The organism is Paraburkholderia diazotrophica (assembly GCF_900108945.1).
In the GTDB taxonomy this organism is placed as follows: Bacteria; Pseudomonadota; Gammaproteobacteria; order Burkholderiales; family Burkholderiaceae; genus Paraburkholderia; species Paraburkholderia diazotrophica.
The window spans coordinates 557,237-578,669 of sequence record NZ_FNYE01000001.1; the positions used below are offsets into that span (position 1 = coordinate 557,237).

16 protein-coding genes are annotated in these 21,433 nt (G+C 64.1%); 12 read left to right on the top strand and 4 right to left on the bottom strand.

Annotated elements, in window-relative coordinates; translation table 11 throughout:
• The first annotated feature begins 81 nt into the window (after positions 1-81).
• From BMW76_RS02610 to BMW76_RS02645, 8 genes are all read left to right on the top strand, one after another.
• On the top strand, positions 82-2,274 hold the full coding sequence (locus tag BMW76_RS02610; RefSeq protein WP_090862369.1) for a polysaccharide biosynthesis tyrosine autokinase: 2,193 nt from the start codon (positions 82-84) through the stop codon (positions 2,272-2,274).
• A 65-nt stretch (positions 2,275-2,339) separates the two neighbouring features.
• Positions 2,340-3,350, top strand: coding sequence for a glycosyltransferase family 2 protein (locus BMW76_RS02615; RefSeq protein ID WP_090862372.1), 1,011 nt, complete (start codon positions 2,340-2,342; stop codon positions 3,348-3,350).
• The gene (locus BMW76_RS02620) at positions 3,347-4,573 is read left to right on the top strand and encodes a glycosyltransferase family 4 protein (protein ID WP_090862375.1); all 1,227 of its coding nucleotides are present in this window, start codon (positions 3,347-3,349) and stop codon (positions 4,571-4,573) included. Before BMW76_RS02615 ends, BMW76_RS02620 begins: the two co-directional genes overlap by 4 nt.
• A gap of 3 nt (positions 4,574-4,576) precedes the next feature.
• Positions 4,577-6,037, top strand: a complete 1,461-nt coding sequence (locus tag BMW76_RS02625) for a glucose-6-phosphate isomerase (RefSeq protein WP_090862379.1) — start codon at positions 4,577-4,579, stop codon at positions 6,035-6,037.
• Positions 6,038-7,267, top strand: a complete 1,230-nt coding sequence (locus BMW76_RS02630; protein WP_090862382.1) for a glycosyltransferase family 4 protein — start codon at positions 6,038-6,040, stop codon at positions 7,265-7,267.
• Positions 7,268-7,299: 32 nt separating this feature from the next.
• Positions 7,300-8,457, top strand: a complete 1,158-nt coding sequence (locus tag BMW76_RS02635; protein WP_090862570.1) for a glycosyltransferase family 4 protein — start codon at positions 7,300-7,302, stop codon at positions 8,455-8,457.
• Between the two features lie 270 nt (positions 8,458-8,727).
• On the top strand, positions 8,728-9,012 hold the full coding sequence (locus BMW76_RS02640; protein ID WP_090862572.1) for a helix-turn-helix domain-containing protein: 285 nt from the start codon (positions 8,728-8,730) through the stop codon (positions 9,010-9,012).
• Complete coding sequence (locus BMW76_RS02645) at positions 9,012-10,367, top strand: HipA domain-containing protein (RefSeq protein WP_090862384.1); 1,356 nt, start codon at positions 9,012-9,014, stop codon at positions 10,365-10,367. The genes BMW76_RS02640 and BMW76_RS02645 overlap by 1 nt, the downstream gene beginning before the upstream one ends.
• 24 nt (positions 10,368-10,391) lie before the next feature.
• Here the strand turns inward: BMW76_RS02645 and gmd are convergent, their stop codons facing one another.
• The 3 genes from gmd to BMW76_RS02660 are packed head-to-tail and all read right to left on the bottom strand — an operon-like array spanning position 10,392 to position 13,323.
• Entirely contained in the window at positions 10,392-11,435 is a 1,044-nt protein-coding gene (gene gmd, locus BMW76_RS02650; protein ID WP_090862387.1) for a GDP-mannose 4,6-dehydratase, read from the bottom strand.
• A complete protein-coding gene (locus tag BMW76_RS02655; protein ID WP_090862390.1) occupies positions 11,432-12,241 on the bottom strand; it encodes an SGNH/GDSL hydrolase family protein in 810 nt (269 codons plus the stop codon). The genes gmd and BMW76_RS02655 overlap by 4 nt, the downstream gene beginning before the upstream one ends.
• Entirely contained in the window at positions 12,238-13,323 is a 1,086-nt protein-coding gene (locus tag BMW76_RS02660) for an acyltransferase family protein (protein ID WP_090862393.1), read from the bottom strand. Before BMW76_RS02660 ends, BMW76_RS02655 begins: the two co-directional genes overlap by 4 nt.
• A gap of 211 nt (positions 13,324-13,534) precedes the next feature.
• Between BMW76_RS02660 and BMW76_RS42415 the strand changes: the two genes are divergently transcribed.
• The 4 genes from BMW76_RS42415 to BMW76_RS02675 all read left to right on the top strand — a co-directional run bounded on the left by BMW76_RS42415 (position 13,535) and on the right by BMW76_RS02675 (position 20,056).
• A complete protein-coding gene (locus tag BMW76_RS42415; RefSeq protein WP_281248479.1) occupies positions 13,535-13,666 on the top strand; it encodes a hypothetical protein in 132 nt (43 codons plus the stop codon).
• Between the two features lie 191 nt (positions 13,667-13,857).
• Positions 13,858-16,020 carry an NHL repeat-containing protein gene (locus BMW76_RS02665; protein WP_245763106.1) on the top strand — a complete coding sequence of 721 codons (2,163 nt, stop codon included), beginning with the start codon at positions 13,858-13,860 and terminating at the stop codon, positions 16,018-16,020.
• A gap of 62 nt (positions 16,021-16,082) precedes the next feature.
• Positions 16,083-17,561 carry an oligosaccharide flippase family protein gene (locus tag BMW76_RS02670; RefSeq protein WP_090862401.1) on the top strand — a complete coding sequence of 493 codons (1,479 nt, stop codon included), beginning with the start codon at positions 16,083-16,085 and terminating at the stop codon, positions 17,559-17,561.
• Positions 17,558-20,056: a glycosyltransferase family 4 protein gene (locus tag BMW76_RS02675; protein WP_090862404.1), complete on the top strand. Its 2,499-nt coding sequence runs from the start codon at positions 17,558-17,560 to the stop codon at positions 20,054-20,056. The genes BMW76_RS02670 and BMW76_RS02675 overlap by 4 nt, the downstream gene beginning before the upstream one ends.
• Positions 20,057-20,141: 85 nt before the next feature.
• Here BMW76_RS02675 and BMW76_RS02680 read toward each other — a convergent pair whose 3' ends face one another.
• Entirely contained in the window at positions 20,142-21,332 is a 1,191-nt protein-coding gene (locus BMW76_RS02680) for an acyltransferase family protein (protein WP_090862407.1), read from the bottom strand.
• Between the last annotated feature and the right edge of the window lie 101 nt (positions 21,333-21,433).

Genomic DNA, 21,433 nt, shown 5'->3' on the forward strand with positions numbered 1-21,433 from the left:
GTCGGCGACCCGATCCGGGTCACAACCCTGAGCACTCGAGCGAGCACCCAAGTGAGCACTCAAGCGAATCCCCATCTGGCCATGCAGGCCAGGACCGAAGAAGAGGACGTGGTCCTCGGCCAACTGCTGCAGGTGATCCTCGACGACATCTGGTGGCTGATCGGCATTGCATTCGCGATCTTCGCGATCGCCGGCTTCTACTGCTATGTCGCGCGGCCCGTGTATTCGGCCGATGCGCACGTGCGCGTGGAAGCATCGGACAACACCTCGCAGGCCCTCACGCAGACGCAGACGGGCGCGACGATCTCGACGGGGCAGACGACCATTCCCACCGACGCCGAGATCGAGATGATCAAGAGCCGCGGCGTGGTCGCGCCCGTTGTTCAGCAGATGAAGCTGAACATCTCGGTGACGCCGAAGAAGATCCCGATTCTCGGCAGCCTCGCCGCGCGTCTCGCGACGCCGGGCGAGCCCGCAAATGCGTGGCTCGGGCTCGGCTCGTATGCGTGGGGCGGCGAAGTCGCCAACATCGATTCGATCGACGTGACGCCCGCGCTCGAAGGCAAGAAGCTCGTCCTCACCGCGCTCGACAACGGACGCTACGCGCTGATGTCGCCCGACGGCGTATTGCTGTTGCGCGGCGCGGCGGGCCAGCCGGCGCAGGGCGGCGGCGTATCGATGCTCGTCAACAGGCTGGTCGCGCGGCCCGGCACGCAGTTCATCGTGATGCGCGCAAACGATCTCGATGCGATCGGCGCGTTCCAGTCGGCGATCAACGTGCAGGAGCAGGGCAAGCAGACGGGCGTGATCTCGATCTCGCTCGAAGACCAGGACCCGGCGCACGCAGCCGCCGTCGCGAATGCGCTTGCGCAGTCGTATCTGCACGAGCACATCAAGACGAAGCAGGCCGACGCGAGCAAGATGCTCGACTTCCTGAAGAGCGAAGAGCCGCGCCTGAAGGGCGATCTCGAACGCGCCGAGGCCGCGCTCACCGCGTACCAGAGCAAGAGCGGCTCGATCAACGCAAGCGACGAGGCAAAGGTCTATCTGGAAGGCAGCATCCAGTACGAGCAGCAGATTTCGGCGCTGCGCCTGCAGATCTCGCAGCTCGAACAGCGCTACGGCGACGATCATCCGATGATCAAGGCCGCACAGGAACAGATGACCGAGTTGCAGGCGCAGCGCGCGAAATACGCGGACCGCTTCCGCGATCTGCCCGCGACGGAAGTGAAGGCCGTGCAGCTGCAACGCGATGCGAAGGTCGCGGAGGACATCTATGTGCTGCTGCTGAATCGCGTGCAGGAACTCGCCGTGCAGAAGGCGGGCACGGGCGGCAACGTGCATATCGTCGACGCGGCGCTGCGTCCCGGTTCGCCCGTCAAGCCGAAGAAGGTGCTGATCCTGTCCGCGGCGACGATACTCGGGCTCATCGTCGGCACGGGCTTCGTGTTCCTGCGCCGCAATATGTTCAAGGGCATCGACGACCCCGAGGCAGTCGAGCGCGCATTTCATCTGCCCGTGTATGGCCTTGTTCCGCTATCGGCGGAGCAGGCCGTGCTCGAAAGCGCCGCGGCGCGCGGTGGTACAGAGCAGCGTGAAGTGCTCGCGAACGCGAAGCCGAAGGACGTGTGCATCGAAAGCCTGCGCAGCCTGCGCACGTCGATGCAGTTCACGCTGCAGGACGCGCGCAATCGCATCGTGATGTTCACGGGCCCGATGCCTGGCGTCGGCAAGAGCTTTCTCACGATCAATCTCGGCGTGCTGCTCGCGCATTCGGGCAAGCAGGTGCTGATGATCGACGGCGACATGCGGCGCGGCGCGCTCGAAAAACACTTGGGCGGCACGCAGGAGAACGGGCTGTCCGAACTGCTGAGCGGCCAGATCTCGCTCGAAGAAGCCGTGCGCGCAACGCAGATCGACAACCTCGCGTTCATCTCGTGCGGCCATCGTCCGCCGAATCCATCGGAGCTGCTGATGTCGCCGCGCCTGCCGCAATACCTCGACGGGCTGGCGCGGCGCTACGACGTGATCCTGATCGACACGCCGCCTGTGCTCGCCGTGACCGACGCGTCGATCATCGGCGGCTATGCGGGCTCGACGTTCTTCGTCGTGCGCTCGGGCATGCACAGCGAAGGCGAGCTCGCCGATGCATTGAAGCGTCTGCATTCGGCGGGCGTGCACGTGCAGGGCGCGATCTTCAACGCGATGCCGCCGCGCGCGCGCGGCAACTACGACCGCAGCTACGCGGCCGTGCAGGAATACCTGAGCACCTGACGCGCACGCATGAGCGTTGTGCATGCGGAGCCGATGCCGTCAACCCAGCCACGGAGAGGACAACGATGAAGATAACGGTACTGGTGCCGACGTATCGCCGGCCACAGGATCTCGCGCGCTGTCTCGCGGCGTTGCAAACACAGGAGCGCCTTCCCGACGAGGTTGTCGTGGTCGCGCGCTTCGACGACGACGCGACGCATGCGTGTCTGCGCGATCCGCGGATAGTCGACGTGCTGCCGCTGATCGTCGCGCTCGTCGACGTGCCGGGCCAGGTGGCCGCGCTCAATCGCGGGCTCGATGCCGCGACGGGCGACGTGATCGCGATCACCGACGACGACGCCGCGCCGCACGCGGACTGGGTGCGCCGCATCGGCGCCGCATTCGAAAGCGATCCGCGCCTGGGCGCGCTCGGCGGACGCGACTGGGTGCATCAGAAGGGCGGCGTGCTCGACGGCTCGCGCGGTCTCGTCGGCAAGCTGACGCCATCGGGCAAGATCATCGGCAATCATCATCTTGGCGTGGGTGAAGCGCGCGAAGTGGATCTGCTCAAGGGCGCGAACATGAGCTACCGGCGCGACGCGATTCGCCATATCCGTTTCGACGCGCGCCTGCGGGGCGCGGGCGCACAGGTGCACAACGACATGGCATTCAGCCTGAGCGTGAAGAACGCGGGCTGGAAGCTCGTCTACGATCCGGGCGTGGCCGTCGATCATTTCCCCGCCGAGCGTTTCGACGACGATCGCCGCGACGTGCAGACGATGACGGCTGTGCGCAACGCCGCGTACAACCTGCATCTGATCTTGCGCGATCATCTGCCGCCCGTGCATCGCGAAGTGGCGTGGTGGTGGTATGCGCTGATCGGCACGCGCGTCTATCCGGGCGCCGTGCATGCGCTGCTTGCGTTGACATCGAAAAAGGGAAGCGTGAAGCTCGCGCGCTGGCGAGCGGTGCGCAAGGGCGCGCGCGAGGCGCGCCGCGCGCTTGCGCAGAGCCGTGGGACGGGCGCCGGTACGGGCACAGGCACAGGCACAGGCACAGGCACAGGCACAGGCACAGGCCAGGGAGTGCACGCATGACGACCAGAATCCATGTGCATCTCTTCTATGGCGCCGATCCGCGCTTCTATCGCAACGGCGAGAACATCGGCTGCCTGTACGGCTATCACCATGCCGAGTCCGACGAGTTCCAGCTCACCTATTCGCAGGACGCGAAGGAAAGCAGGCCGTTGCGGCTCGTGCGCCGCGCGTTGAAGGCGATGCTCGGCTTCGATCTGATCCACACGCTGCGCAACAGCGACGCGATGCTGCGCTCCGACGTGATCTGGACGCACACCGAGCACGAATGGTTGTCCGTCGCGCTGATGCTGCTGATGAACGGCGCTCGCATGAAGCGCGAAAGGCAGCCGCTGCTCGTCGCGCAAAGCGTATGGCTGCTCGACAAGTGGCCGGATTATGGCCTGCTGCGTCGCTGGTTTTATCGCAAGCTGATCGACCGCGCCGATCTGCTGACGACGCTCGCACGCGACAACGCCGAACTATGCAGCCGATACTTCGGCCGCGATGCGACGCAACTCTTCTACGGCCTCAACACGCGCGATTTTCCCGTGCGGCAGCCGAAGCAATGGGTTCCGCACATGCCGCTGCGCATCGCCGCGATCGGCAACGACCGCGACCGCGACTGGGAAACGCTGATCAAGGCTGTCGGCAACGATCCGCGCTTTGCCGTGCGGCTCGCGACGCGGCGGCGCATTCCGCGCTCGCTGCGCGCGCTGAACGTGAATGTCGCGCCCGCTGCGGGGCTCGCGAAACAGCGCGAGCTTTACGACTGGGCCGATGTGGTCGTCGTGCCGCTGCGCCTGAATTCGCATGCGTCGGGTATCACGGTGATGCTCGAGGCGGCCGCTGTCGGCAAGCCGATGGTGGTCACGAACGTCGGCGGCTTGCAGGACTATTTTTCGGCGCGCGCCGCCGCGTATGTGCCGCCGTTCGACGCCGACGCATTGCGCGATGCGCTGATCGGCCTCGCGGCATCGCCCGACGAAGCGCTGCAGCAGGCGCAGGCGGCCGCGTTGCAGCTCGTGTCGCGCGATCACACGACGCAGCACTACGCGCAGCAGCATGTGCGGATCACGCGCGAGCTGTTGCGCCGTCGCGCGCAGACGGCGCAGCACGGCGACGCCGCGCCTTCGCCCGCGCATGCGAATGGGCATGCCGCTGCAAAGGCGACTGCAAAGCCGAAGGCGGGTGCGAACGCGAATGCCCGCGCGCAGATGCCGTCGCAAGGCCGCGGAGGGATGTGAGCGATGTCGTCGATTGCACGAGCCGGTATCGACAGCGCGGCGCGCATCGTCAACGGCGATCGCAGCGAGTGGATGCCGCCCGCGCTGCTGTGGCTGCTGACGGCGATGCTGATCGTCGCGCACCAGGGCACGCTGCTCACGCTCGCGTTCCCGGTGCTGTCGATCGGCGTCGGCTTCTGGCTGTACTTCAAGAGCCCCGCGAAGTACGTCGGCTATATGTGGTGGCTGTGGTTCCTGAGTCCCGAAGTCCGGCGCCTTGCCGACTGGTCGAAAGGCGCGTTCACGCCGACGAGCCTGATCCAGATCGCACCGCTCGCCGTCACGATGATCAGCGGGCTGTCGCTGATCCGCTTCTACCCGGTGCTCGCGCAAAAACGCGGCTTGCCCGTCCTGCTGGTGCTCGCGGGGCTCGCGTATGCGTTCATGGTCGGCGTCGTCGCGAGCGGCCCGCTGGCCGCGCTGTACGACCTCGCGAACTGGGTGTATCCCGTGCTGATCGGCTTTCATATCATGGCGCACTCGCGGCAGTACCCCGATTACCGCGACACCATCGTGAGCACGTTCATCTGGGGCATGCTGCTGATGGGCGGCTACGGACTCGTGCAGTTCTTCGTCATGCCGCAGTGGGACGCGCTGTGGATGCTCGGCTCGCAGATGAACTCGCAGGGCGACCCTGTGCCGTTCGGCGTGCGCGTGTTCAGCACGATGAACTCGTCGGGTCCGTTCGCGCTCGCGATGATGGGCGCGATGGTCTACGTGATGGCCGCGACGCATCGCGTGCGTTGGCTCGCGGGCGCGTTCGGCTTCCTGTCGTTCTGCCTGTCGCTCGTGCGCTCGACATGGGGCGGCTGGGTCATCGCAATGCTCATTCAACTGGTGAAGTCGAACAACAAGGTGCGCATTCGCATCGTCGCGAGCGCAGTGGTGCTCGCGGGCCTGTGCGTGCCGCTGCTTGCCGTCGGCCCCGTCGCCGAGCGGATGCAGGCGCGCCTCGACACCATCGTCAATCTGCATGACGACCAAAGCTACGCCGCGCGCAACCAGTTCTACGCGACGTTCGCGAAAACGGCATTCACCGATGTGTCCGGCGAAGGACTCGGCGCGACAGGCACGTCGACGAAGCTCTCGAACGATGGCGGCCAACTCGGCCAGTACGGCAACTTCGACAGCGGCGTGATGAACATTCCGTTCGTGCTCGGCTGGCCCGGCACGCTGCTGTACATGTCGGGCGTGATCTGGCTGCTCGTGCGCGCGCTGCGCGCATCGTTCCGGCTGACCGACGACAAGTTCGCGTCGGCATCCATGTCCCTTTCGCTTGCGATCTTTGCGATGCTCGTGTTCACCAACTCGCTCGTCGGCACAGGCGGATTGCTGCTTTTCATGGGCGTGTTTTCGATTCTTTCCGCGGCGCACTGGCAGAAGCTGAACCGCCGCCGCGATTCCTTTCTTCATGGAGGCCACTGATTGAGAGTCGCCATTGTCACGCACGTGGTGCGCCATAACGACGGGCAGGGCCGCGTCAATCACGAGATCGCGCGCGCGGCGCTCGATGAGCACATCGCGGTCACGCTGGTCGCGTCGCACGTCGCGCCCGAACTGCTCGCGGACCCGCTCGTGCGCTGGGTGCCCATCAGGATCGGCCGCTTCTGGCCGACCAATCTGCTGCGCCAGCAGGTGTTCGCGTTGAAGAGCGCATGGTGGCTGCGCACGCATCGCGCGGAATACGACGTGCTGCACGTGAACGGCTTCATCACATGGACGCCCGCCGATGTCAACACCGCGCACTTCGTGCACAGCGGCTGGTTCAAGAGCCCGCATTACCCGTTCGGCGTTAGCAAGGGATGGTGGTCCGCGTATCAGTTCGTCTATACGCGAGTGAACGCCGTGCTCGAAGGCTGGGCGTACCGACGCTCGCGCGTGATCGCTGCTGTCTCGCAGAAGGTCGCGACGGAGATCGCGGCGATCGGGCTCACGCCGCGCAACCGGCTCGATGTGATCTACAACGGCGTCGACACCCAGGGCTTCGCTGTGGCGCAAGGCGACCGCGCGCGCTTCAAGCTGCCCGACGACGCGTTCCTGCTGCTCTTTGTCGGCGATCTGCGCACGCCGCGCAAGAACCTCGGCACGGTGCTGAAGGCGTTGCAGCATTTGCCCGAGCGCGTGCATATCGCCGTGGCGGGCTATCTCCCCGGCAGCCCGTATCCGGATGAAGCGAAAGCGCTCGGCGTCGCGGATCGCGTGCATTTTCTGGGGCTCGTGAAGGAGATGCCCGTGCTGATGCATTCCGTCGATGCGTTCGTGTTTCCGTCGCGCTACGAAGCGATGAGCCTGTCGCTGCTCGAAGCGATGGCGGCCGGCTTGCCCGTCGTGACGGCGCGCACGGCGGGCGGGGCGGAGATCATCACGCCCGAATGCGGGATCGTGCTCGACGACCCCGACGATCCGCACACGCTGGCGCAAGCCGTGGCGCGCCTCGCGTCGAACGATGACGAGCGCCTTGCGATGGGTAAAGCAGCCAGCGAACTCGCGACGGGCTTCGGCTGGGCGCGCATGGCGCAGCAATACATCGCGCTGTATCGACAGATCGCGGGGCAACGCGAAGACCGCCGCCGCGCGCGGAAACCCGATGCAAACGATACCGACACGCTGACCGCGAACGTGCTCGCCGGCCCGCAACGCGCCGATCGCGCGTGATGTCATCAACCAGGAAAAGGACGGCACACATGATGACCACTCGTTCCATCAAATCGCTGCAAATCGGCATGCACTGGTTTCCCGAGCGTGCGGGCGGACTCGACCGCATGTACTACTCGCTGATCGGCGCGCTGCCTGGCGCGGGCGTCGAAGTGCGCGGCGTGGTGGCGGGCTCGGAGCGTGTTGCGCAGGACACCAACGGCGCGATCCAGGGCTTCGGTTCCGCCGCGCAATCGCTGCCGATGCGCCTGATGGCCGCTCGCCGCGCGCTGCGTCGAGAGATTCGCGCGCAGCGCCCCGACGTGATCTCGTCGCACTTCGCGCTGTACACGTTTCCGGGGCTCGATGTGACGCGCGGCATTCCGCAGGTCTCGCATTTTCAGGGGCCGTGGGCGGACGAGAGCCATGTCGAAGGCGCGGACTCGCTTGGACAGCGCGCGAAGCGCTATCTGGAGCAAGCCGTCTATGCGCGCTCGTCGCGGCTGATCGTGCTGTCGGATGCGTTCGGCAGGATTCTCACGTCGCGCTACGGCATTCCCGCGGAGCGCATTCGCGTCGTGCCGGGCTGCGTGAACGTCGATCAGTTCAACCTGCCTTTGACGCGCAACGAAGCGCGCATGCGCCTGCAACTGCCGCCAGGCCGTCCGATCGTGCTGGCCGTGCGGCGGCTCGTGCGGCGCATGGGACTCGAAGATCTGATCGATGCCGTGAAGATCGTCAAGCGCCGCAATCCGGATGTGCTGCTGCTCATTGCAGGCAAGGGCCGCTTGCAGGAGGAATTGCAACAGCGCATCGACGATGCGGGTCTCGGCGACAACGTGAAGCTGCTCGGCTTCGTGCCCGACGAGCATCTCGCGTCGCTGTATCGCGCGGCCGATATCAGCGTCGTGCCGACCGTCGCGCTCGAAGGCTTTGGCCTGATCACGGTCGAATCGCTGGCCTCGGGGACGCCTGTTCTCGTCACGCCCGTCGGTGGATTGCCTGAGGCAGTGGCGGGGCTTTCGCAGGATCTCGTGTTGTCTTCGACGGGCGCGGATGCGATCGCCGATGGCCTTGGCAAGGCGCTCGACGGGTCGACGAAACTGCCCGATGCCGAAGCGTGCCGTGCGTATGCGCGCGCGAATTTCGACAATCCGGTGATCGCGAAGCGCGTGGCTGCCGTGTATGCGGAGGCGATTCGGGCAGCGTAGGAGGCATAGGCGGCGCGCGGCTCACGTCGCCCGATAACGCGTCGGTCTTAATTCCTATATTTCAGGAATTATCGCGGTGCAGTGGTGTGCTTGGGTGACAATTCCGACAATATCGGAACTATTGACATGTGCGACCGCATGAACGAATAATTCCGGTATTCTCGTAATTATCCGCCTTGCTGGTACCTCGGGCGGGTTTATTCCTGGTCTATCGGAACTATGGCTCGCACCTTGCCTCAACCCGCAATCCTGAACCCACTGGCTCGGGACATGGCCGCACTGGGCCGTCTCGTGCGGAACCGGCGCGCGCAAAGCGCCCTTCGCATCGACGACGCGGCCGACATGCTGGGTGTCTCCAAGGATGTCCTCTCCCGCCTGGAAAACGGACGATCGGTGAGTCTGGACAAGGTATTCAAGGTGCTGGACGGACTTGGCCTCAAGGTGTTGGTCTTGACGAATCAGGAAACCAATGCAGCGCTCGCTCGTATCGAGCCGGTCTCTGTGCGGGCGGACGACGCATCCGCTGATTCCCGTCGTCCGGCGGAGAAGTCCTGATGCGTCACACGCTGCATGTCATCACGCACGAAGGGGCCGTGGGCCGCTTGGACTTCGAGGCTCGAGAGGGGCTCTACCGCTTCCAGTACGACGAAACCTGGCCTGCACACGGCAGTGCGTTTCCGCTGTCTCCGCATATTCCGCTTTCGGGTGAAGAGCCGCGAGCCGGCGCCGTGCATCGGTTCATCGCGAACCTGCTGCCTGAAGGACGGGCGCTGGATGTGGCGTCCGTGATGTATCAGGTTTCGAAAGACAACACCTACGGGCTCATCCGGATGCTCGGGAAGGAGCCCGTAGGCGCATTGAGCTTTCTTGCTGCGAGCGAAACGGGCGAGCCGGCTGAGCCAGGCGAAGCGCCGCGCGCACGCCGGGAAATTTCGGTTGAAGAATTGAGTGAGCGTATCCGCGACCGTGAAGCGATTCCGTTCCCGGTGTGGGATGACAAGGTCCGCCTGTCGGTGGCCGGCTACCAGGACAAACTGCAAGTGCTGGTGGAAGGCGAGCGGATCGCTCTGGCTGACGGGCCGCTGAGTTCCACCCACATCCTGAAGCCGGAATCGCGCAGTCCCGTGACCCCGTGCATGGTGGCAAACGAACACTACTGCATGACGCTTGCGACGCACATGGGATTGCAGGCGGCCCCTGTCTCCATTCGGCGCATTCCTGAACCTGTCCTGCTCATCGAACGATTCGACAGGTCGATCGTGCGCGACCCATCGGATGGCGAGTCCGTCCAGGCTGTACGCCGCCGGCATGTGATCGACGGTTGCCAGGCTCTCGATCTTCCCGTGACGTTCAAGTACGAGCGAAATTTCGGCAATACGCCGGACGTGCGCAATATTCGCGAGGGCGCGAGCTTCGAGAAGCTGTTCTCGCTTGCCCCGTATCTGGACAATCCGGCTGCGGCGCGTACGTTCATGATCCGATGGGCGCTATTTCAACTGCTGATCGGCAATAGCGACGCGCACGGAAAAAATCTGTCGTTCTTCGTGCATGGAGGCGGCCTGGAGCCCGCACCGCTCTATGACCTGGTTTCGGTCAACGCCTATGGAGAGAAAGTCGAGCAGGACATGGCGATGGGGTATGGCGACGCATTCAGGCTGGAGGAAATCACGCCGTTTGCGCTCGCAGATTTCGCGCAGCGCACCGGCACGGTTCCCCGCTATCTCGCGCGAGAAATGACGCGCATGGCGCAGGCCGCAAAAGCGCTCGCACCTGAGCTGGCACGTTCGGAAGTCTACGTGGGGGACGAGCGCGGCATGGTCCGGACGATCTCGGACTTCGTCTGCACGCAGGCCGATCGCGTGCTGCATCTCGCGCCGATGGTCCCACGCGTCAACCGCAACCTGCTTTAGAAAACCCCGGCGCCCCTCAGTCTTTCAGCACGACACCCCATTCTCGTTTCGCACGATATCCGCATCGACCATCATCTTGCACAGCTGTTCGAGCGAGGTCCCAGGCGCCCAGCCCAGCTTCTCGCGCGCCTTGTCCGCGCAGCCGATCAGCAGATCGACTTCGGCGGGGCGGTAGTACCTCGGATTCACGCGGACCAGCGTCTTGCCCGTCCGGACATCGATGCCTGTTTCGCGCTCGTTGCGGCCCGACCATTCGAGCTGATAGCCGGCCGCCGCAAACGCCATCTTCACGAAATCGCGCACCGTCTCCGTGCGATTCGTCGCTAGCACGTAAGTGTCGGGCTCGTCGGCTTGCAACATGCGCCACATGCCTTCGACGTATTCGAGCGCAAAGCCCCAGTCGCGCTTCGCATCGAGGTTGCCCAACTCGAGCACGTCGGACTTGCCGAGCTTGATCTTCGCGACGGTGTCGGTGATCTTGCGCGTCACGAACTCGCGGCCGCGCAGCGGCGATTCGTGATTGAACAGAATGCCGCTCGTCGCGAAGAGACCATACGACTCGCGGTAATTGATCGTCGACCAATGCGCGAACAGCTTCGCGACGCCATACGGGCTGCGCGGATAAAACGGCGTGTCCTCGCGCTGCGGCACGGCCTGCACCTTGCCGAACATCTCCGACGTCGATGCCTGATAGAAGCGCATCTTCGGGTTCACCGTGCGAATGCCTTCGAGCAGATTCAGCACGCCGACGCCCGTCACCTGCGCCGTCGTCGACGGCTGATCGAACGACACGCCGACGAAGCTCTGCGCAGCGAGGTTGTACAGCTCGTCGGCTTGCACGGTATCGAGCAGGCGCAGCGTCGAGCCGGCGTCCGTGAGGTCGTGCTCGACGAGTTGCAGGTTCGGGTTGCCCATCACGCCGAGCTCTTCCATGCGCCAGAAGTTGACGGAGCTGGTCCGGCGATACGTGCCCGTGACCTGATAGCCCTTGCCGAGCAGCAGTTTCGTCAGGTAGGCGCCGTCCTGGCCGGATACGCCCGTGATGATGGCCTTGCGCTGATGGGTCATGAGTTGCCTTTCGTCGGGTTGCCTGCGGTTGAATGAAGAGGAGAGTCAGTACGCTGACGCTGCGATTGCCGTGGCGGCTGTGGCTTCTGCGCAGATGCGGCGGCGACGCCGAGCAACCGCTGCACGAGCGGATCGATCACCCGAAAGTCCTGCTGGGCCTTCACGCGATACAGCTCGGGCTTCGGATGCGCGCCGTCGGACATCTGCGTCTTCCAGTCGGCCATCGACGAAATCGCCGCGTACTGATCGACGAGCGGCACGTGCTGCTCGGCCGCGACGCGGCGCGTCATCGCGGCCATCGCCGCGAGTCGCGCGTTCAGGCGGCCGTCGGGCATCGGATTGGACGTCTGCAGCACGGGCAGCTTGCCGAGCGTCTGCGCCGTCTTCACGAGATCGGTCTCGGCTTCGTAGAACTGCTCGGGCGTCTGGTTGTGCATCACTTCATTGATGCCGTAGTTGATCGTGACGATCTGCGCATTCGACGCGGCGAGGCGCGCTTTCCAGGTTCCGTTGCGTCCGGGGCCCGTGCCGTCGCGCAGTTGCGACGCCATCGTGCCGCCGACGCCGAAATTCGCCACGATCACGCGCGCGCCGTATTTCGCGCGCAGTGCGTTCTGCAGATACGTCACCGCGTTGTCGGGCCGCGGTCCGCAACGGCCGTCGTTGCATGAGATGCCGAGCGTCGTCGAATCGCCATAGGCCTCGATCAGCACTTGCGATTGTGCGTTGTCGTCCGCATGCGCGAGAGCCGCCGCGATAAGGGCCAGCGCGCACGCTGCGGCGCTTGGCGAACGAACGCTATTCATGCGCTCGTCCTCGAAGCTTCGCGCGCCGCGTGCAATGCGTCTTCGCGTCGGCGGCTGCGTGATGCATTGCCGTGAATCAGGCGCCGCTCGAACGCGAACCATGTGATGCTCGCGTAGACGAGCGTGATCGCGAGCGCGAGCGCGGCCGTCACATAGCGGTTGTCATGCAGCGGCCACAGCGCGTGGAGCACGCTCAGGTGAATCAGGTAGATCGTGTAGCTGATCGTGCCGATATAGACGAGCAGCGGGTTGCACAACACGCGCTTCACGATGCCCTTGCTCTGCAACGCGATCACGACGATCGACGTGCATAGCACGAGCGACACGCTATACAGCCCCGCGTTCGACAGCGGACTATTGGCCGCGCGAAAACGCGGAAAGTGCAGATGCAGCCAGGCTAGCACCGCGAGCGACGCGCACACGCCAAGCACGGCGAACGGCTTCCAGGGTTGCAGTGCGTCGGCGTCGCGCCGCACGGCGACGGCGAGCAGCGCACCCGCCGCGAGCAGATCCATGCGGAACGGCGTCAGATAGTAGATCGGCCAGAACGAATCGAACCATGGCGTCGCGACGGCGCGCAGCGCCGGCACGAGCACGATCAGCGCAAGCGCCACGTAGCCGAGCGCGCGCTCGGGCACGAGCAGGATCACGAACGGCCAGAAGATATAAAACTGCTCTTCGACGGCAAGCGACCACAGCACGTTGAGGCTGTCATGTCCGCTCTGTCCGAGCGCATCGCCGATATTCGTCGCGAAAAACGCATACCACTCCCAGTGCTGTGCCCAACCGAAACCAAACAGCAGCGACGACACGGCCATCAGCAACAGCCAGGGCGGCAGGATGCGCCGCGCGCGGCGCGCATAGAAGTAGCCGAAATACGACTGCTTGCGCGTCTTGCGTTCGAGCAGGATGCCCGTGATCAGAAAGCCGCTCAGCACGAAGAACAGATCGACGCCCATCCATAGCGGCGCCTTCAGCGCGTGCTGCGCGAACACGGCGAGCACGGCAATCGCGCGCAGTCCGTCGAGCTGGACGATGCGCCCGTTGTGAGCGAGAGAGGCGGGCGGTGTGCTGGCTGTCATGAGCGTCCGTGTATGCGCCTGATCCGGTATTCGAGGGGCGATGGCATGGCGCCGCGATCCGCTCGCCATGAAGACCGCAAAGTGCGTTTGATTCTAGGTAAATAAAATGCCTAAAAAACGCGAATCAAATAAATGAATTGATTCGAATAAAAAGAATTGGATTTTTATTATCGTTTGCAACGGGTTGCGCTTCGCTCACGGACACGGAACGATGCGCATCAAGAAGTGCGGCGATAAGGGCCGTACCGGCAAATACAGGCTCTTTCGTGTGGCAGATCGCCCGCAACCCATGCGCATCGAATTATTTACGGATTCTTTTTCAATCATTTCAATGAGCGAATAATTTTGGATTATTTGAGCATTTCATCACGATTGTTTGCACGTACCGTAAAGCGCTGATTGGATCATTGCGCATTGCTCTATTGCGGCGCCTCGCCGTTTCCCGTCTCTTTTGCAATCCGGATGGGAAATGCTCGCCTTCGCTTCGCCTCGACGGGAGAACCTGCATTGTCCCGACTCACGCTTGCCCGCGCGATGTGCGCGTTTGCCTTTCTCGCGACCCTGCATGCGTTCGCCGAGCCCGCGCTGAACGTGCAGACGTCGTGGATCGGCAATACGTCCGGCTTCGGCGACGGCACATGGACGCAGATCAACATCACGGCGATCGCCGTGTCGTCCGACGGCAAGGTGTATACGAACGCGCCGTGGGACGAAAGCGGCGCGGAATCGAGCGTCTATCAGAACGGCAAGATGCTCGGCTTCGCGGGCGGCACGCACGGCTGGGGCAACAGCGGCGGAAACGCGATCGCGGTCAACAGGCGCTACGCGTATGTGGCCGTCGGCGTCGGCAACGAAAAGGGACACCTCGTCGGCGCAGGCGTGTGGCCGGACAAGGGGCGTCAGTGGTACGGCATCTCGCGGCGGGAGATCGGCGACACGAAGCGTGTCGCCGCATTTCAGCCCATCGCGAACAGCATTGATCCGCATGCGAAGACGGCCGCCGCCTTCATGCGGGTGAACGACGTGCCGACGGGCACGCGCGGCGACGTCAACGGTCTGGCGGCAAGCGACACGAGGCTCTATGCATCGAATACTTCGCGCGATCGCATCGAGGTGTACGACACCGAATCGATGCAGCCCAAGGCGCAATGGAGCGTGCACGAACCCGGCCGGATCGCGCGTGCGAGTGACGGCACGCTGTGGGTGCTGACGGATACGCTCGGCGACAGGCCGAAGGTCGCGCATCTCGACGCCGACGGTCAGCTTCTCAACGACGGATTGCCGTTGCCCGCCGATACCGTCGCCGTCGATATCGCGATCGATCCACAAGGCCGCGTGCTCATCGCCGATAACGGTCCGCGCCAGCAAGTGCTGTTCTTCGGCAAGCGCGACGGCCAATACTCGCTCACTTCGACGCTCGGCGAACGCGGCGGCATCTTCGCGGGTGTCGCGGGGCGTCCGGGGCCGCAGCGTTTCAACGGACTGACGGGCGTGGGCGTCGACGCGCGCGGCAACGTCTATGTGGCGACCAATGGCATCGGTCCGCGTTTCGAGCCGACGGGAGCGGGCCTCGGCGCGACGCTCGAAAGCTACGCGCCCGACGGCAGGCGTCTGTGGCAGGTAGAGGGACTGCTGTTCGTCGATGGCGCGTGGATGGACCCGTCGCGGCCCGACAGCGTCTACACGGGCAACAAGCGCTTCGAACTCGATCTGTCGAAACCGCCGGGTCAGCAATGGAAGTACGCGGGCTTTCTGACCAACCGCTTCAAGTACCCCGACGATCCCGTGCTCAACATCGACCAGTGGCCGGGCCTTCCCATTGCCCGCAAGCTGAAGGCCCGCACGTTCCTGTTTCTCACGGACATGTATGCGGACCATCTGAAGATCTATCGCTTCGACGGTGGCCGCGACGGCGAGACGGCCACGCCTTCGGGTTTCATCGCGGGCCGCGAGCGGGCCGTGCTGAAAGTGCCGAACGCCCCTTCGGGCGGCGACTGGATCTGGCGCGACACGAACGGCAATGGCCGCTTCGATGCCAATGAATTCACGCCGAATACATCGGGCACACACCTCGCGGGCGGTTGGGGCTGGTGGGTCGATACCCGTGGCGACATCTGGCGCGCACGCGACTCGAAGGGCATCAACCGTTTCCGGTTTGGCGGTCTCGATGCGAAGGGCAACCCGATCTACTCGTACGCGGATATGACGGCCTATCCGGTGCCGCCGCCGTTCAGCGAAGTGAAGCGCGCGCTCTATGACCCGCAGACCGATTCGATGTACGTGACGGGCTACACACCTGACGCGCCGTTCGACCGGGGCTTCTGGAAAGAGGTAGGGCGCGTGCTGGTGCGCTACGACAAATGGTCGAGCGGCAACGCAGTGCCGCGCTACACGCTGCCGCTGCCATGGGACACGAAGAGCAAGCCCGTCTCGACGCTGATCGGCCTCACGGTCGAAGGGCAATACCTGTTCGCCGTCGAACCCGTCGGCACGGTCCACGTGTTCGACAGGGACACGGGCACACCCATCGGCACGATGCAGCCCGGACGGGAAGTGGGTCATGCATCGGGTTGGGTCGACGTGCCGAACGGCATCAGCGCATATCGCCGCAACGACGGCGAGTACCTCGTGTTCGTCGAAGAAGACGCGCGCGGGAAAGTGATGATGTACCGCTGGAAACCAGCGCCTCGCGCATGAAGAGACGCCGCTTCTCCACCCGCACGCTACCCACCGATAACGCACCGATCCAAAGCTATCCGATGGATAAAGGCATCCTCAGAAACGTGGTGATCAATCTGATCGGACTGATCTTGCCGACGTTCGTATCGCTCGTCACGGTGCCGTCGTACATCAGGCTGCTCGGCGTCGAACGCTACGGCGTGATCAGCCTCGTGTGGACGCTGATCGGCTATTTCAGCATTCTCGATCTGGGCATGAGCATGGCCGCGCAGAACCACATCTCGAAGGCGCGCGCATCGAACGATGAAGACGCGTGCGAGCAGGTGTTCTGGAGCGCTACATGGCTCAACCTGGCGACGGGGATCATCGGCGGGCTCGTGATCTACTTCGGCGCGGCACTCTATACCGCGTACTTTTCGAAGGTCTCGCCCGGGTTGCAGCACGAGGTGTATCGCGCGCTGCCGTGGCTCGCGGCCGCGATTCCGCTCGCGAATGTGTCGTGGGTCTTCGCTGGCGCGATCAACGGTGCAGAACGCTTCGGCATCTACAACGCGAACCAGACGCTCGGCACGTTTCTGTTTCAGCTGCTGCCGCTCGCCGCCGCATGGATCATGGGGCCGACGTTGCAGAACGTGCTCGCGGCTGCCGTCGTCGCGCGTCTGGCCGCGGCGATTCTGCTCGCACGCTCCGCGTTCAACGTGCTCGGCATCCGGCACATCCGCGCGCCGCAATTCAACGTTGCGAAGGGGCTGTTCAGTTTCGGCGGCTGGATGCTGGTGGCGAGCCTTACCAACACAGTCGCCGAATCGCTCGATCGCGTGATGCTCGGCACAGGTCTCGGCGCGCGTTTCGTCACGTATTACGCGGTGCCGCAGAACCTCGTCACGCGTATGAACATCGTGCCGACGGCGATGCTGCGCACGTTGTTTCCGCGCCTGTCCGCCGTGGGTCGCGACGATGCCGACGTGATCATGCGGCAGTCGCTCGAATTTCTGAACGGCGTGTTCACGCCCGTTGCGCTCGTCGCGATCGTCGTGCTCGAACCGTTCCTGCATGTGTGGGTGGGCAGCGAAGTCGCCGATGCCGCAGGGCCCGTGGGACGCATCCTGATCGTTTCCGTGTGGCTCGTCGGTCAGGCGAATCTCGCGCGCATCCTGATCCAGTCGCAAGTGCATCCGGCGGCGGCCGCGCGCCTCGGTCTCTTCGAACTGCCGTTCCATGCGCTCGCGCTGTGGTACGGCATCGCGCATTTCGGACTGGTGGGTGCCGCCGTCGTCGTCGCCGCGCGCGGCCTGTTCGACTACGTCGCGCTGCTGCGTCTGTCCGCCATTCACGCGCGTCCGATCGTGCTCGACATGCTCGCGCATCTCGCCTTCCTGGTGGGCACGCTGTGGCTCGCCACCTTGCTCCCGAGCCTGCCGATGGCCATTGCCGCGGGCGCGCTCATCGTGGGCGCGAACGTCGCATGGTCACTCACGATGACCCCTGCATTGCGCGATCTTGCGCGTTCGCTGCTTGCGCGTCTGAAGTTGCGACTCAATCCGAGGAATAGCGCATGAACCACGATATCGTCGAAGAAGACCTGTTGCGTCGCCCTATGACGCGCGATACAGCCGCCGATCTCATCACGACGCCGGTCGCGAAGCCGCCTGTCAAACGACGGCAAGCGCGTAGCGACAGGCCCGCGCGCATCGCGATCGTTCACGACTGGCTCGTCACGTATGCAGGCGCCGAGCGCGTGCTCGAACAGATCGTCGCGTGCTTCCCGGATGCGGACATCTTCAGCCTCGTCGATTTTCTCGACGTCGACGATCGCGCGTTCCTGCGCGGCAAGCCTGTGACGACCTCGTTCATCCAGAAGCTGCCGCTTGCGCGCACGAAGTACCGCGCGTATCTGCCGCTGATGCCGCTCGCGATCGAGCAGCTCGACGTATCCGCGTATGACGTCGTGATCTCGAGCAGCCACGCCGTCGCGAAGGGTGTGCTGACGGGCCCGGACCAGGTGCACATCAGCTATGTGCATTCGCCCATCCGCTATGCGTGGGACCTGCAGCATCAGTACCTGCAGCAGTCGAAGCTCACGCGCGGCCCGAAGTCCGCGTTCGCGCGGCTCATTCTGCATTACATGCGCAACTGGGATATCCGCACGTCCAATTCCGTCGATGCGTTCGTCGCGAACTCCGGGTTCATTTCACGCCGCATCAGGAAGGTCTATCAGCGTGAAGCGGAAGTGATCTTTCCGCCTGTCGATGTCGATGCGTTTTCTCTTTGCGAAGCGAAGGAGGACTTCTATCTGACGGCATCACGGATGGTGCCGTACAAGAAGATCGATCTGATCGTCGAAGCGTTCGCGAACATGCCGCAGCGCAAGCTCGTCGTGATCGGCGATGGCCCGGACATGCAGAAGGTGCGCGAGAAGGTGCGTGAGAAGGCGGCTTCCAATGTGCAGGTCATCGGCTATCAGCCATTCGAAGTGCTGCGCGATCACATGCGCCGCGCGAAGGCGTTCGTGTTCGCGGCGGAAGAGGACTTCGGCATTTCCGTCGTCGAGGCGCAGGCGTGCGGCACGCCTGTGATCGCATACGGCAAGGGCGGGGCGCTCGAAACCGTGCGCGACGAATACGATCCGCATCCGACGGGCCTCTTCTTCAGCGAGCAGTCGGTCGAGTCGATCATCGCGGCCGTCGAGAGCTTCGCCGACGATCCCGCGCGCTTCAGGCCGGCCGATTGCCGCGCGAATGCCGAGCGCTTTTCGATCGGGCATTTCCGCGAGCGTTTCTTCGGCTTCGTGCGTGAGACGGTGCCCGCATTGCAGCGCACGTCGCTGCCCTCGAATGATGTCCCCGTCGGCAGCGCGGTGCACGATCAGACATCGAGCGCATTGCGCGTGCTTGCGATCGACCAGAGCGGCGTGATGGGCGGCGCCGAACTGTCGCTGCTCGAAATCGTGAAGGCGCTCAAGGCGCGCGTCCAGGTCGTGCTGTTCGACGACGGACCGTTTCGCGCGGCGCTGCGTCGTGAAGGCGTCGCAGTCGATGTGCTCGATCCCGGCGCGACACGCGATATCCGCAAGCAGGGCGGCACGCCGCCGTTGATGAAAGCGGTGAAGGGCGTCGCGTCGCTGGTGCGAGAAACGGTCGAGCGTGCGCGTCATAGCGATGTGATCTATGCGAACACGCAGCGCGCGATGGTGATCGGCGCACTCGCGGGCCGCTTCGCGCGGCGCCCGGTGGTCTGGCATCTGCGCGACATCGTGAGCCGCGAGCACTTCGGCAGCAGGCAGCTCGCGATCATCAAGTGGTGCGCGAAGCTTGGGCTCGCGCACGTGATCGCGAACTCGGCGGCATCGGCGCGCGCGTTTGCGGAGCTGACGAATTTCGGCGACAGGCGTATCGATGTGGTGTTCAACGGCATCCCGGCCGCGCCGTTCGACGCGTTGCGCGACGTGCCGCAAAGTGTGCTGCGCGCGCGGCTGAATCTGCCGCAGGATGCGTTTCTGGTCGGCTCGTTCAGCCGGCTCGCGCAATGGAAGGGCCAGCATGTGCTGCTTGAAGCAATGGTGCTCAACCCCGGCATGCACGCGGTGCTGGTCGGCGCGCCGCTCTTCGGCGAGAACGCGTACGAAGCGCAGTTGCACGCGTTCGTCGCATCGCATGGACTGAATGATCGCGTGCATTTTCTCGGCTTCCAGGACGATGTCGCTGCGTGCATGTGCGCCGTCGATGCCGTCGCGCATACGTCGATCACGCCGGAGCCATTCGGCCGCGTGATCGTCGAGGGGATGCTCGCGCGCCGGCCCGTGGCGGGCGCGCGCGCGGGCGGCGTGACGGAGATCATCGACGACAACGTGAACGGCCTGATGTGCACGCCGGGCGATGCGCACGCGCTCGCCGATACGCTCGCCGAACTGCGCGCCAATCCGGCGCTATGCGAGCGGCTCGTCGCGCAGGGTTATCAGACGGCCGTACGCAAGTTCGGCACGCAGGCTTATGTGGAAGGCGTCGAGCGAATTCTGACGAGCGTCGCGGGCGCGAAGGCTCGACTGACAAGCTGAAAAAAGGCCGGCGCAATCAAGTTCACGCCGGCCATTTCGCTCGAGCTCGAATGAATCGCTGTCTATGGGATATTGAACGTATCGATCAACGCGCCCGCGCAGCGGCAGGCCTCAAGTTTGCGGACCATTTCATCGCGGGCAGTTCGACGCAACGATAGAAGACCCACGCGGCCGCAATCGCGACGAGCATGAAACCGAAGGTCGGAAAGATCGACGTTTGTAGCGTCGAGCGATAGAGCAGGGACGAGAGCAGCACGAAGATGGGAAGGTGGATCGAATACAGCGAAAAGCTGAAGTCACCGAAGCGCGACAGCAAGCGAATAACGGGCGCATCTTTCTCACCGCGGTTTTGACGATGGCTCTTCAGCGCTTCCGCCAGATAGCACGCAAAGCCGAGCGCCCACAGTTGAAATGCGAAGTACTGACCGAAGTGGAACGCGGCACAGCCAAGCGCGGTGAACATCAACGCCGCGCCATACATCCGCCACGGCATGCGCTTGCGCGACGCGTCGCGCTTCACCTGCAACTCGGCGATCCACGCGCCAAGCGTCCACGAGAACCAGAACGACGTGAAGAACTGCAGGTCATTGCGCTCGAACACGAACGCGGAAACGACATTGACGAGCGCGACCACCACCAGCGCGGGCTGCATGCCGAGCCTGCGACGCAGCGCGAACAGCAGCGGATAGACCGCGTAGAACTGCACTTCGAGCGAAAGCGTCCACAGCGCGCCGTTCGAGCCATACGTCTTGCCCGCTACGCCTTGCAGCGAAAACAGGTTGACGAGAAAAGCCGTCGGTCCGATATCGAGGATCTTGTGATTGACGGGCGGAAAGTGCAGGCTCGTCCAGTCGAGCGCCAACGTGAGCAGCAACGCAGCGAACAGCACGGGATAAATGCGCGCAAAGCGGCGCGCCCAGAAATTCGCCGCATCGAGCCGGTAAGCGGGATTGTTCGCGAGCCGTTGCGCCGCGCCGCGATGAATGCAGTAGCCGCTGATGACGAAAAAAATCGGCACGCCTGCCGAGCCCCACGCAATCGGCAGCGTCAGATAGGCGACGACCGTATTCAGGTCGAGCGGCCTGCTCGTGAGGTGATGAAAGCTCTGCATGCCGACCCACTCGACCTGGCGGCAATGAAAGTAGGCGACCAGCAGCGCAGCGACCCCACGCATCGCATCGACGACGTGTTCCTTGTCGACGGCTTTCGTCTCGCTGCGCGCCGCCGTCGCCAATGAACGGGACGAGTGGGTGGCATCCAGTGCTGTATCGCTCATGCGCGATCCTCGGTCGTTGATCAACGGATGACGCGCGGCCTTTCCCGACGCAGCACGCCGATTGCCTATCGTAGAGGAACGGGCGTGCAAAAAATCGATAA

Coding starts and splice junctions, on each gene's coding strand:
- BMW76_RS02625 (WP_090862379.1), top strand. CDS start 4,577: ATGTCGTCGATTGCACGAGCCGGTATCGACAGCGCGGCGCGCATCGTC.
- BMW76_RS42415 (WP_281248479.1), top strand. CDS start 13,535: ATGCGCATCAAGAAGTGCGGCGATAAGGGCCGTACCGGCAAATACAGG.
- BMW76_RS02610 (WP_090862369.1), top strand. CDS start 82: ATGCAGGCCAGGACCGAAGAAGAGGACGTGGTCCTCGGCCAACTGCTG.
- BMW76_RS02670 (WP_090862401.1), top strand. CDS start 16,083: ATGGATAAAGGCATCCTCAGAAACGTGGTGATCAATCTGATCGGACTG.
- BMW76_RS02615 (WP_090862372.1), top strand. CDS start 2,340: ATGAAGATAACGGTACTGGTGCCGACGTATCGCCGGCCACAGGATCTC.
- BMW76_RS02645 (WP_090862384.1), top strand. CDS start 9,012: ATGCGTCACACGCTGCATGTCATCACGCACGAAGGGGCCGTGGGCCGC.
- BMW76_RS02640 (WP_090862572.1), top strand. CDS start 8,728: ATGGCCGCACTGGGCCGTCTCGTGCGGAACCGGCGCGCGCAAAGCGCC.
- BMW76_RS02635 (WP_090862570.1), top strand. CDS start 7,300: ATGACCACTCGTTCCATCAAATCGCTGCAAATCGGCATGCACTGGTTT.
- BMW76_RS02680 (WP_090862407.1), bottom strand. CDS start 21,332: ATGAGCGATACAGCACTGGATGCCACCCACTCGTCCCGTTCATTGGCG.
- BMW76_RS02665 (WP_245763106.1), top strand. CDS start 13,858: ATGTGCGCGTTTGCCTTTCTCGCGACCCTGCATGCGTTCGCCGAGCCC.
- gmd (WP_090862387.1), bottom strand. CDS start 11,435: ATGACCCATCAGCGCAAGGCCATCATCACGGGCGTATCCGGCCAGGAC.
- BMW76_RS02655 (WP_090862390.1), bottom strand. CDS start 12,241: ATGAATAGCGTTCGTTCGCCAAGCGCCGCAGCGTGCGCGCTGGCCCTT.
- BMW76_RS02675 (WP_090862404.1), top strand. CDS start 17,558: ATGAACCACGATATCGTCGAAGAAGACCTGTTGCGTCGCCCTATGACG.
- BMW76_RS02620 (WP_090862375.1), top strand. CDS start 3,347: ATGACGACCAGAATCCATGTGCATCTCTTCTATGGCGCCGATCCGCGC.
- BMW76_RS02660 (WP_090862393.1), bottom strand. CDS start 13,323: ATGACAGCCAGCACACCGCCCGCCTCTCTCGCTCACAACGGGCGCATC.